Genomic DNA, 11279 nt, shown 5'->3' with positions numbered 1-11279 from the left:
TGCCTGTGCAGGGCGTTTGCCGTTGTGGGAACTGACACGTGGAGTCGACGCCCCGCAGGTGCAGGGCGTCGTGACGGGTCTACTTGGCGGCAGGCGTGACAGCAGGTGCCAGTTCGGCGAACAGGCCGCCGAGCACACCCATGGTGGCCGTGTCGGCGCCCATGTCTTCGGCGGCGTTGGCAATGGCGATCACGCCACTGTTCTGTGCGGGGAAGAGCACCACCCAGGCCAGCCAGTTGCCATCGGAGCCACCGTGCACCAGCACCGGACCCTGGCGGCCGGCGATCGACGGCTGTACGCCCCAGTCCAGACCCGAGGGGCTGCCCGGTTGCGCGCTCTGCATCAGCGTGTAGGACGCCGGCGTCAACAGCGTGCCCTTGCCGTGGCTGCCGGCGAGCTGGTCGATGGCGAACAATGCCAGGTCCTGCAGGCGCATGTGCAGGTTGCCGGCGGCGGTGTAGATCGGCGGTACGCCATCATCGGCTTTCTGCGGCGCGCGGGTGACGGGCTTGCCGCCGCGGTGGCCCAACGGCTGCCCTGCCGTGGTCGGCCCGAAGCCGGCACCGGTCATCTTCAGTGGCTGGAACACCTCGCGTTGGATCAGCGTCTCCACGTCCTTGCCTGTGGCGCGCTCGGCGATCACGGCTGCGATCAGGAAGCCGCTGTTGCTGTAAGCGAATTCCGTTCCCGGCGGGTGGACCGGTGCCTCTGACAGCGCGGCCTTGATGTAGGCCTCGCGCTGCACCGGCAGGGCACGCGTGTCGGTGAAGAAAGCATCCAGAGCGGCGCCATCGGTGAGGTTTTCCGGCAGGCCCGCGCGGTGCGACAGCAGCTGCACCAGCGTGACGTTGCGGTAGGCCGGCTGCATCTGTGCCGTGAGGTCGGGCAGCATCGTCGACAGCGGCGCATCCCACTTCAGCACGCCCTGTTCGACCAGGCGCGCGATCATCGCCACGGTGATCGGTTTACCGGTCGAGCCGATCATCCAGGCATCGCCCGTGCTGACGGCCACCTTTTCATCATTGCGGCGTACGCCGCTGACGGCCTGCTCGGCGATCTTGCCGTCGCGGATCACCAGCACACCCATGGCCGGCGTCGTAGTGCCCTGTAACGCCTGAGCGATGCGTGCCTGCAGGTCATCGGCGGCGCTTGCACTGGCAGCGACGCACAGGAGTGAAACGCCCAGCCATCGGCGCAGGTGGCGCATGGTCCGGGAGGAGGAAGCTGCGGTCCGTTCGGAGATGATCGTGTGCATGGGAGTCCTTTGCGCAGCAGCGTGGGCAGGACCTGCGCCGACGGCATCGGTCCTGCGGGGTGCGTCGTCCACTCGTGCCTTGAACAGGCGTACAAGGTGACGTGCGATTCACTCTTGCATGCCGTCGACGCAGGCGTATGTGTCTGCAGTCATGTACATGAACTGCGCGGCGCGATCCTGTTGGCGGGCGTACAGGATTATCGGACCGCCGCATGCGGCAATCTGCGTCAGATGGGCTTCGAAGAGCGATAGCGCGACGTGTCGCACGCTGCAGGCACGTGCCCCGCGATCTCATGGCCATGCCCGGGCGTGCCGTCGCCGCGCTGCATGCGCGACGACGGCTGGATGCTCAGGCGGCGGGCAACAGCGGTGCCAGCACCGGCTCCAGTTCCTGCTGGCGCCATCCGGCCAATGCGGCAGGCCACTGCCGATGCTCCAGATAGCTTTCCAGATGCTTGCGCGAGGCCAGTACGCCGTCGGCCAGGCCGAGCTCGCGGCTGCGTTCGGCTACGGCATCCTGCAGCTTCTTCAGCAGCTGCTTGCTGGCATCGCTGGCCTGCATCGCCAATGGTGCATCGGCTTCGTCGGCCAACGGCGTATCCAGCGCTTCCCATACCGCAGCGGCAAGCTTGCGCGGCGCCTTCGGGAACTGTTCGAACAGCTTGCTCAATGCAGCCGCGTCGGCTGGCGGCGTGCGTGCAAGGGTCGCGGCCAGCTCGTTGTCCAGGATCCAGCTGCGCGGACGGTCGCTGGCGCGCGCCTGCACGTCGCGCCAGCGCAGCAGGCGCAGCAGGCGGCGCTGCGCGGGCGCGTCCAGGAACTGCGCCGAGCGCATGCCCAGGTGTGGCCAGCGGTCCTCGTCATTGGCGACGCTGGCCAGCAGGCGCTCGCCGTCGTCGTGCAGCCACTGCTGGCGCCCCAGCGATTCCAGCTTGGCGGAAATCGCGTCATGCATCGCGAACAGATGCTCGACGTCGTCGGCGGCGTACTTCAGCTGTGAGTCCGACAGCGGCCTGCGCATCCAGTCCGAGCGGGTTTCGCCCTTTTCCAGTGCCACGCCGGTGATCTCCTGCACCAGCTTCTGGTAGCCCATGCCAGCACCGATGCCGGCCAGGGCGGCGCCGATCTGGGTGTCGAACAACGGGCGCGGCAGCACGCCGCAGGTCCACTTGAACGCCACCAGGTCTTCGCTGGCGCTGTGCATCACCTTGGTGATGGATTCATCGGCCAGCCACGGCGCCAGCGCCTCGGGCATGCCGGGAATCAACGGGTCGATCAGCAGGATGTCCTCGCCGACGGCCATCTGCACCAGCGCCAGCTGCGGCCAGAAGGTGCGTTCACGGATGAATTCGGTATCCAGGCCGATGCGGGTCGGCCGCTGCTGGCGGTATGTGTCCAGCTCGGCGGGGGTGGTGATCCAGGTTGCCACAGGTCAGGGCCTACTACTCGTGTTTGCTCAGGCAGGGGAGAATAGCCTAACGTCGGTCCGCATCCGTGCCGAAGGAGGCTCTGCTTGCGTTTTCTGCTGTCGCCCGTGCTGTGTACCGCCTTGGCCGTGGGCCTGGCCGGTTGCACGCCGTCGCCCCCTGCGCAGACCTCCGATGGCACCGCAGGCCAGCCGGCCGATCCCGCGCCAGAGGCCGGTCCGGCGCCTGGTAGCGGGCAGGGCACGGTGACCATTGCCGGTGACGATGCGGCCGAGGACATCCAGCAGTGGACGCCGCCGCGGGTCGATCGCCAGGGACGTACGCTGGCACAGCTGCGCCGGGCGGCCGATCAGGCATTCGCGCGGGGGCATCTGTACGAAGATGGCGATGCGGCAGTGCCGCTGTGGCTGGCGGTGCAGGAAGAGGAACCCGACGACCGCCAGGCGCGCCTCGGCCTGCAACGTGCGAAGCAGCGCCTGCTGCAACAGGCCGATGCGTTGCTGCAGCAGCCATTGCGGCAGCGTGAAGCGCTGGCCGAAGCCGGGCGGCAGGCGCTGGTACTGCTGACCCTGGCGCCGAAGGACGAGAAGGTGCGCGCGCTGCAGGGCAGGGTGGAGACGGCGCAGCGCGTGGTCGCCTACAACCGCGCGGGCGAAGACGATCTGCGTGCCGACCGGATAGGTGAAGAGGGTGATGGCGCCATCGGCAACTTCCGCGAGGCACTGGCGCTGGACCCGAACAACCGCCGCGCGCGGCAGGGCTTGGCAGCGGCGGAAAGCGGGCTGATCCGGCGTGCCGAGGACGCCGCGCGCATCCGCGATTTCGCCAGTGCCGGGGCGTGGTTGGCAGAAGCCAGCAAGGTGCGGGATTCGTCACCGACCATCGCCGATGCGTTCGAGCGCATCGAGCAGATCCGCGCAGCAGCGCTGGTCCAGCTGCGCGATGGCGGCCTGCATGATCTGACCACCCCGCAGGGATTGAAGCCTGCGCGCGAGAAGCTGGCCGAAGCGCTGCGCATCGCCCTGCCGGGCGACGCGGTGGTGGCGCAGCTGCGCGAGCGCATCGAGCTGGCCACCCATTACGGCAGTTTCCGGCCGGGGCAGGTGTTCAGCGACGCGCTGCGTGATGGCGGCCGTGGACCGCAGATGATCGTGGTACCGCACGGCGGATTCCAGATGGGTGCCAGTGATACCGAGCCGGGCGCAACCGATGCGGAGCGACCGTCGCACTATGTGCGCTTCGAGCGCGGTTACGCGATGGCGATCACCGAGATCACCGTGGGTGATTTCGAGCGTTATGTGAAGGCGACCAACGCCCGCCCACGCGCGACCCGGCGTGGACATTCGGTGGTCTATGACGAGCGCAGCGGCAATTTCATCCGTCGCAGCGGCGTGGACTGGCGATCCGACTATGACGGTGGGCGCGCGCTGGGCAATTCGCCGGTGATGCACGTCAGCGTGCGTGATGCGGAGAACTACGCGACCTGGCTCTCCGAGCAGACCGGCCGCAGCTACCGCCTGCCCAGCGAGGCCGAGTTCGAGTACGCAATGCGTGCCGGCAGCAGTGGCCGTTACCCGTGGGGCGATGCCGGGCTGCCGCCGGAAGGCAGTGGCAATTACACCGGCAGCAAGGACGTTTCACCGTCCGGCAGGCATTGGCACAACGCCTTCGTCGGCTATGGCGATGGTTGGTGGGGGCCGGCACCGGTCGCCAGTTTCCAGGCCAACGGCTTCGGGCTGCATGACATGGGCGGCAATCTGAGCGAGTGGGTGGCCGACTGCTGGCATGCCAGCTATCGGCGCGCGCCGGCCGATGGTGTGGCCTGGTTCAACCCGGGCTGCCGTTCACGGGTGATCCGGGGGGGCAACTGGGCCAATGCCCCGGAGCAGACCCGGGCGGCCTGGCGGCAATCGCAGGATTCGGATACCACCAACGCGCGCATCGGCTTCCGACTGGTGCGAGGGATCTGACCGGCGCACCTGGATCGGCGCCGGTTTCACCCGCCGCAGGCAGCGCCGCACTAAGATTGCGCCGTGCCCGCCGGCCGGCGGGGTCAGCCGGAAGACCTGCCGATGCGCAACGATCCTTTTTCCCGCTCGCCGCAGCAGCGGCGTGGCCTGTTCGGCAACATCCGCTGGTGGGTGCTGCTGCTGGCCGCCGGCTATGCGGCGTTCTACTGGTTCTCCAACCGTGCGGTCGACCCCTATACCGGCGAGAAGGTGCTGATCGACAGCAGCCTGGACGCCAGCCAGGAGAAGGCACTGGGCCTGCAGGCCTACCAGCAGATCCTGTCGCAGGAGCGCCCGCTGGGCCCGAACGAACAGGTCTCGCGGGATGTCCGGGCGATTGCCGAGCGACTGATCGCCAAGGTGGACGTGGTGGAGACCGCGCTGGCGCAGGAACACGGGCTGCAACCGGCACACTTCGCGCGCGACTTCGAGTGGGAAGTGAATGTGATTCCGTCCGAACAGGCCAATGCGTTCTGCCTGCCCGGCGGCAAGATGGCCGTGTACACGGGGCTGATTCCGGTCGCGCGCACCCGCGATGCGATGGCGGTGGTGATGGGCCATGAAATCGCCCATGCGTTGCTGCGCCACGGTGCACAGCGCATGGCCCAGCAGAAGCTGACCCAGATCGGCCAGATGGCCGGCGCCGCCAGTGGAATGGATGCACAGCAGCAGCAGATGATGATGTCGGCGATGGGCTACGGCTATCTGTTGCCGTATGCGCGCAGCCACGAGACGCAGGCTGATGAAGTAGGCCTGATGCTGGCGGCGGCGGCGTGTTTCGATCCGCGCGAGGCGGTGCCGCTGTGGCAGCGCATGGGTCAGGCGGGTGGCGGCCAGTCGCCGCCGGAATTCTCTTCGACCCACCCCAATCCGGGTACCCGCATCCAGAATCTGCAGGCGTTGATGCCGAAGGCGCTGGAGTACCGGCAGAAGTTCTGCGAGCAGGCCAGGTAAAGGGTGGTTCGGCAGGGCTGCGCCCTGCACCTGCCGAGGCTGGAGCAACAGCTGAAGCAACAGCTGAAGCAACAGCAACAGCGGGCTATCCGTGGGATGGCGGGGTGGGTCCGATTGCGGGAGACGCCGTAAACCCATCCATGGGGGCTTGGCCGCGGCATCCATGCCGCGGACACTCCCGCAACCGGACCCACCCCGCCTTCGACAGCTTCCCGCTGCTGTTGGTAGGTGTCGACCTTGGTCGACACGTAGAGCCACGCCATGCGTGGATGCTTTTCGATTTCAATTCGAAATATTCGATCTCGATGGAGATTCATCCACGCATGTCGTGGATGTGCCAACCGTCACCGGGAAACTGTCGGAGGTGGGGCGGTGTCGGATTGCGGGGTGTCAGCCGCATGGATGCGGCTGCCAAGCCCCCATGGATGGGTTCACGGCGTCCCCGCAATCCGACACCGCCCCGCCATCCCACGGAATGCCAGCTGTTGCTGCTGAGGTTGCCGGCCAGCGGCCGGCACTACCGCCTCTGCACGTGCAGGGCGCAGCCCTGCCGAACCCCCCTTATTTGACCGCCGTCACCTGGACGTCGATCACGCCGTCTCCGACGCGGGCCTGCAGTGCGTCACCCGGTTGCACCTGCTCGACCCGACGCACCAGCGCGCCATCGTCTGCACGGGTCACGATGCTGTAGCCACGCGCGACGGTCGCCAACGGACTGACCGCTTCCAGCGAACGTGCCAGGCCACGCAGGCGCAGCGCATCACGTTGCAGGAGGCGCTGCAGCGCCGCCTGTGGGCGCCCGCCCAGCGCGGCAAGGCGGCGTCGCAGTGCCTCCATCTGCCGTTGCGGATGATGACCACGCAACACTGCAGCGGCGTGGCGCAGGCGGGCCGCGCGACGCTCCTGCTGCTGGTTGTGCGCCGCATGCAGTCGACGCCCGAGGTCCAGCTGGCGTCGGCGCAGCAGATCCAGCCGTGCCTGCGGGCTTTGTGCATTCAAACGCAGCAGGGCACGATCGGCGCGCTGCATGGCCTGCTGCAGGGTGTGGCGTTGCAGTTGCACCATGCGAGCCGCGTTGCGGCGCAGGCGCAGGGCCAGGTCGCGCTGATCGGGCACCAGCAGTTCTGCGGCCACCGATGGCGTCGGCGCGCGCAGGTCAGCGGCAAAATCGCTGAGACTGAAGTCGGTTTCGTGACCCACGGCCGAAACTACCGGCGTGCGGCTGGCGGCGATTGCACGGGCCAGGGCTTCATCGTTGAACGCCCACAGGTCTTCCAGCGAGCCACCGCCGCGGGTCAGCAGGATCACGTCGTAGCGGCCGCTGGCATCGGCGGCCTGCAGCAGGCGGGTGATCTGCGCGGCGGCGGTCGCGCCCTGCACAAGGGTCGGCAGCAGATCCACTTCCAGCAACGGGAAGCGGCGGCCGAGCACGCTCAGCACATCGCGCACGGCGGCACCGGTAGGCGAGGTGATCACCGCCAGACGCTGTACATGGGCCGGCATCGGCCGCTTGCGCGCCGGGTCGAACAGCCCCTCGGCCTCCAGCCGCGCCTTCAGTTCCTCGAACGCGCGACGCAGTGCGCCTTCGCCGGCTTCCTCCATGTGGTCCAGCACCATCTGGTACTCGCCACGGGCGTCGTACAGGGTCACCTTGCCGCGCACCAGCACGCGCATTCCCTCGCGCGGCACGAACTTCAGGTACTGCGCCTTCATCCTGAACATCGCAGCGCGCAACTGTGCACGCGCGTCCTTCAGGGTGAAGTACAGATGGCCGGATGCCGGGCGCGCCACGCTGCCCAGTTCGGCTTCCACCCAGATCGCAGGAAAGCTGCCTTCCAGCAGGTCGCGGGCGAGGGTATTGAGCTGGCTGGGGGTGAAGACGTCGTTGTTGCGTGGCTGCATGGTTACGGCGTGGGGCAGATGGAGCAGGGGCCTCAGGATCGCACGTCAGCGCAGGCCGTGCTGGCCCATCGCCCATTGCACGTGTTCGCGGACCACGGGTGAAGCATCTTCGGCGCGTGTCTGCAGTGCCGACAGCGTCTCTGCCGTGGTCGACGCATTGCCCAGTGCCACGGCAATGTTGCGCAGCCAGCGCTCGTGGCCACTGCGGCGGATCGGGCTGCCTTCGGTACGGCGCAGGAATTCAGCTTCGTCCCACGCGAACAACTGGTCCAGGCGCGCGGTGTCCAGGTTGTTGCGCGCGCGGAAGTCGGCCTCGTCGGTGCGCTTGGCGAACTTGTTCCAGGGGCAGACCAGCTGGCAGTCGTCGCAGCCATAGATGCGGTTGCCGATCAGGGGTCGCATCTCCACTGGAATCGCACCGTCATGCTCGATGGTCAGGTAGGAAATGCAGCGGCGTGCATCCAGGCGCTGCGGGCCGGTGATGGCCTGGGTCGGGCAGACGTCGATGCAACGGGTGCAGGTGCCGCAGTGGGCGCTGGCCGGTGCATCAATCGGCAGCGGGATATCGATGTAGATCTCGCCGATGAAGAACCACGAGCCGCCGTGGCGGTCGATCAGGCAGGTGTGCTTGCCGATCCAACCCAGCCCCGCGTTGCGGGCCAGTGCGCGCTCCAGCACCGGCGCCGAGTCGACGAAGACGCGGTAGCCCAGCGGCGCCACCTCATCGTTGATCTGCGTGGCCAGCTTCTGCAGGCGGTTGCGCATCAGCTTGTGGTAATCGCGGCCGAGCGCGTAGCGCGCCACATAGGCGCGGCCCGGATCGGCCAACGTGGCCCAGGCCTCGGTGTCATCCTTGTGGCTGTAGTCCATACCCACCGAGATCACCCGCACGGTGCCGGGCAGCAGTTCTGCCGGGCGCGCGCGCAGGGTGCCGTGGCGGGCCATCCAGTCCATCGTGCCGTACAGGCCCTGGCCCAGCCAGTCGGCCAGGTGCGCCTCATCCTCGCCCAGTTCGATGCCGGCGATACCGCAGCGCTGGAAGCCATGCGCACGCGCGAGGTCGCGGATGCGCTGTACGGCCAGGGCCGGATCGAGGGGGGCAGGGACGGGGGACATGTGCACCAGTATAAAATCCCCGCATGGCCAACCTCGCCGATCTGTTCGATTCCCGTGCCGCACGCACACTCGATGCCCAGGCCTCCGCGCTGGCGGGCGAGGGTGGCTGGGGCCTGATGGCCCAGGCGGGGCAGGCGGCCTGGCAGTGCCTGCTGCAGCACTGGCCACAGGCGCGACGGCTCGGCGTGGTCGTTGGCAGTGGCAATAATGGCGGCGATGGTTACGTGCTGGCCCGCCATGCGCTGCAGGCGGGGTTGCAGGTTCAGGTGGTCGCGCTGCCGGGCAGCCCGCCTTCCACGGCACTGGCGCAGCGTGCCGCAACGGATTTCAGGTCCGCCGGGGGAACCGTCGCTGATTTCAACGGCGAACTGGTCCAGGCCGATGTATGGGTCGATGCCCTGTTCGGTCTCGGCTTCGCCCGCGCACCAAACGGTGCGGCACAGGACTTGATCGAGGCGCTGAACGCGCAGCGGGCACCGGTGTTGGCGCTGGATGTACCCAGCGGCGTCGATGCCGACCGTGGCTGCGTGCCGGGCGTAGCCGTGCGCGCGACCCTGACCTTGCAGTTCATCGTCGCCCATCGTGGCCTGTACACCGGCGACGCGCTGGAATACACCGGGCGCAGACAGCTGGCACCGCTGACGCTGCCCGACGAGGCCTGGCAGGGTGTCGTTGCCGCTGCAGAATGCTGGACGCAGTCGCGCCTGCCGGATCTGCTGCCGCCGCGCCGTGCCAACAGTCACAAGGGTGAATCCGGCCATGTGCTGTGCGTGGGCGGCAATCATGGCAGCGGCGGTGCCATCGCGATGGCCGCCGAAGCCGCGCTGCGCGCTGGTGCAGGTCTGCTGAGCATCGGCACGCGTCAGGACCATGTTGGCCCGCTGCTGGCCAGGTTGCCTGAGGCGATGACGCATGCGCTGGAAGATGGCGCTGCGCTGCCCGCGTTGCTGGCAAAAGCCAAGGTCGTGGCGATCGGCCCGGGTCTGGGCCAGGACGAATGGGCGCGGGCGCTGTATGCGCGTGTCCTACAGTCGGGCCTGCCGCTGGTAATCGACGCCGATGCACTGAACCTGCTGGCGCAGGATGCGCATGCGCTGGCCGATGCGATCCTGACCCCGCACCCCGGCGAAGCCGCGCGCTTGCTGGAAACTACCACGGCGGCCATCCAGGCAGATCGCTATGGCAGCGCGCAGGCGCTGGCCGAGCGCTATCACGCGGTGGTGGTGCTGAAGGGCGCTGGCAGCATCGTCGCCGCGCCCGGCCGCGGACCTCGACTGATTGCTGCCGGCAACCCGGGAATGGCGGTAGGTGGCATGGGTGACCTGTTGACCGGCATCATCGCCAGCCTGCGCGCACAGGGCCTGCCCGCGTTCGATGCGGCGGCCGGCGGTGCGCTGCTGCATGCCCTGGCCGGTGATGTCGCCGCCGCCGACGGTGCCCGAGGCCTGCTTCCCACTGATCTGCTGGCGCCCCTGCGGCGGCTGGCCAACCCGGAATGTTCCCGATGACCGAATTCTTCCTTGCCGACAGCGATGCCACCGAATTGCTGGGGCAGTGGCTGGCAGCCACCCGTCCTCCGCAGGCGCTGGTCGAACTGCGCGGCGATCTTGGCGCCGGCAAATCAACCACGGCACGCGCGCTGCTGCGGGCGCTGGGCGTGCAGGGCGCGATCCGCAGCCCCACGTACACGCTGGTCGAGCGCTATCCGTTGTCCAGTGGCGGCGAAGCCTGGCACCTGGACCTGTATCGCATCGGCCAGGCCGGCGAGCTGGATTTCCTTGGGCTGGATGAGGGCAGTGCCGTGCTGTGGCTGGTCGAATGGCCCGAGCGCGGTGCCGGCGCACTTCCGCCCACCGATCTGGTCGTGGCACTGGAAATTGAAGGGCAGGGGCGTCGCGTGCGTCTCACTGGCGTCAGCGACGCGGGACGTGAATGGCTGTTGCGGCTTCCCGAAGGTGGCGACTTGCAGGCCCTTTCTGTCGGCTGACGAGAACAAACACCGGCAGGTTACGGATTATTAAGGAAAAAGGTGTTGCATTCCGTTCAGTGCGGTGATTGAATCCTGAGTCATGCGCCCGGGGAATCGACTCATTGCCATCTGTGCCGCCGTCGGACTTGGTCTGGCGAGCGTCAGTGCGTGGGCCGGTGAGGTCCGTCAGGTCCTGCTGAATACCGGTTCTACCGGAACCCGTGCGGAAATCGCGCTGGTCGGCAGTGGCGGCTACAAGACCCTGTCGTTGGCCGGTCCGAACCGGCTGGTGGTCGATTTCCCCGATTCCAGCGCGGTGCGCAACCTGAAGATGCCTTCGCCGCAGGGCGTGGTCACGGCGGTGCGCACCGGGCAGCCGGTACCGGGCACCTTCCGTGTCGTATTCGACCTGGCTGAGACGGTCGCGCCCTTCCGCCCGCAGATGCAGCGCGAAGGCAATGAATCCAAGCTGGTGATCGAGTGGCCGGGCGATGGTCCGGCCGTGGCCGCCAGCCGACCCGCGGTGACCCCTGCGCCGACGCAGCCGCCCGCAGCATCTTCGGTGAGTCCGGCTTCGACCCCGAACCCGACCCCAGCACAGACCGCTCAGTCCCGTGGCGATGCCGCGCGGGCCACCGCGCTGTTGA

9 protein-coding genes are annotated in these 11279 nt (G+C 67.9%); 5 read left to right on the top strand and 4 right to left on the bottom strand.

All coding sequences use genetic code 11. From position 1 onward, the window contains the following. Positions 1-79: 79 nt before the first annotated feature. Together AC27VL_RS06820 and rnd are read right to left on the bottom strand one after the other, a co-directional pair. Positions 80-1255 carry a serine hydrolase domain-containing protein gene (locus tag AC27VL_RS06820; protein ID WP_488765907.1) on the bottom strand — a complete coding sequence of 392 codons (1176 nt, stop codon included), beginning with the start codon at positions 1253-1255 and terminating at the stop codon, positions 80-82. 349 nt (positions 1256-1604) lie between these two features. Further along, the gene (rnd, locus tag AC27VL_RS06815) at positions 1605-2684 is read right to left on the bottom strand and encodes a ribonuclease D (protein ID WP_100553059.1); all 1080 of its coding nucleotides are present in this window, start codon (positions 2682-2684) and stop codon (positions 1605-1607) included. Between the two features lie 84 nt (positions 2685-2768). Here rnd and AC27VL_RS06810 point away from each other — a divergent pair, with 84 nt between their 5' ends. Then, positions 2769-4652, top strand: coding sequence for a formylglycine-generating enzyme family protein (locus AC27VL_RS06810; RefSeq protein WP_100553058.1), 1884 nt, complete (start codon positions 2769-2771; stop codon positions 4650-4652). A gap of 102 nt (positions 4653-4754) precedes the next feature. After that, complete coding sequence (locus AC27VL_RS06805) at positions 4755-5645, top strand: M48 family metallopeptidase (protein ID WP_100553057.1); 891 nt, start codon at positions 4755-4757, stop codon at positions 5643-5645. Positions 5646-6206: 561 nt separating this feature from the next. Here AC27VL_RS06805 and xseA read toward each other — a convergent pair. Both xseA and queG read right to left on the bottom strand, forming a co-directional pair. Beyond that, on the bottom strand, positions 6207-7547 hold the full coding sequence (xseA, locus tag AC27VL_RS06800; RefSeq protein ID WP_488765906.1) for an exodeoxyribonuclease VII large subunit: 1341 nt from the start codon (positions 7545-7547) through the stop codon (positions 6207-6209). Between the two features lie 45 nt (positions 7548-7592). Next, positions 7593-8663, bottom strand: a complete 1071-nt coding sequence (queG, locus tag AC27VL_RS06795; protein ID WP_488765905.1) for a tRNA epoxyqueuosine(34) reductase QueG — start codon at positions 8661-8663, stop codon at positions 7593-7595. 23 nt (positions 8664-8686) lie between these two features. Here queG and AC27VL_RS06790 point away from each other — a divergent pair, with 23 nt between their 5' ends. From AC27VL_RS06790 to AC27VL_RS06780, 3 genes are all read left to right on the top strand, one after another. Next, the gene (locus AC27VL_RS06790) at positions 8687-10171 is read left to right on the top strand and encodes an NAD(P)H-hydrate dehydratase (protein WP_488765904.1); all 1485 of its coding nucleotides are present in this window, start codon (positions 8687-8689) and stop codon (positions 10169-10171) included. After that, positions 10168-10650 (top strand): tRNA (adenosine(37)-N6)-threonylcarbamoyltransferase complex ATPase subunit type 1 TsaE, encoded by a 483-nt coding sequence (gene tsaE / locus AC27VL_RS06785; RefSeq protein WP_099821225.1) that lies wholly within the window; start codon positions 10168-10170, stop codon positions 10648-10650. Before AC27VL_RS06790 ends, tsaE begins: the two co-directional genes overlap by 4 nt. 82 nt (positions 10651-10732) lie before the next feature. Then, positions 10733-11279: AMIN domain-containing protein (locus AC27VL_RS06780; protein WP_488765903.1), on the top strand; the 547-nt coding region annotated here is incomplete at its 3' end.

It is taken from the genome of Stenotrophomonas sp. 14P6.2.3 (assembly GCF_057799055.1).
Note: the sequence above shows the minus strand (reverse complement) of the source record. Positions and strands in the feature narration are given on the sequence as shown.

Excerpts from the sequence above, each read along its gene's own strand:
- queG (WP_488765905.1), bottom strand. The coding sequence starts at position 8,663 with ATGTCCCCCGTCCCTGCCCCCCTCGATCCGGCCCTGGCCGTACAGCGC.
- tsaE (WP_099821225.1), top strand. The coding sequence starts at position 10,168 with ATGACCGAATTCTTCCTTGCCGACAGCGATGCCACCGAATTGCTGGGG.
- AC27VL_RS06820 (WP_488765907.1), bottom strand. The coding sequence starts at position 1,255 with ATGCACACGATCATCTCCGAACGGACCGCAGCTTCCTCCTCCCGGACC.
- AC27VL_RS06790 (WP_488765904.1), top strand. The coding sequence starts at position 8,687 with ATGGCCAACCTCGCCGATCTGTTCGATTCCCGTGCCGCACGCACACTC.
- AC27VL_RS06805 (WP_100553057.1), top strand. The coding sequence starts at position 4,755 with ATGCGCAACGATCCTTTTTCCCGCTCGCCGCAGCAGCGGCGTGGCCTG.
- xseA (WP_488765906.1), bottom strand. The coding sequence starts at position 7,547 with ATGCAGCCACGCAACAACGACGTCTTCACCCCCAGCCAGCTCAATACC.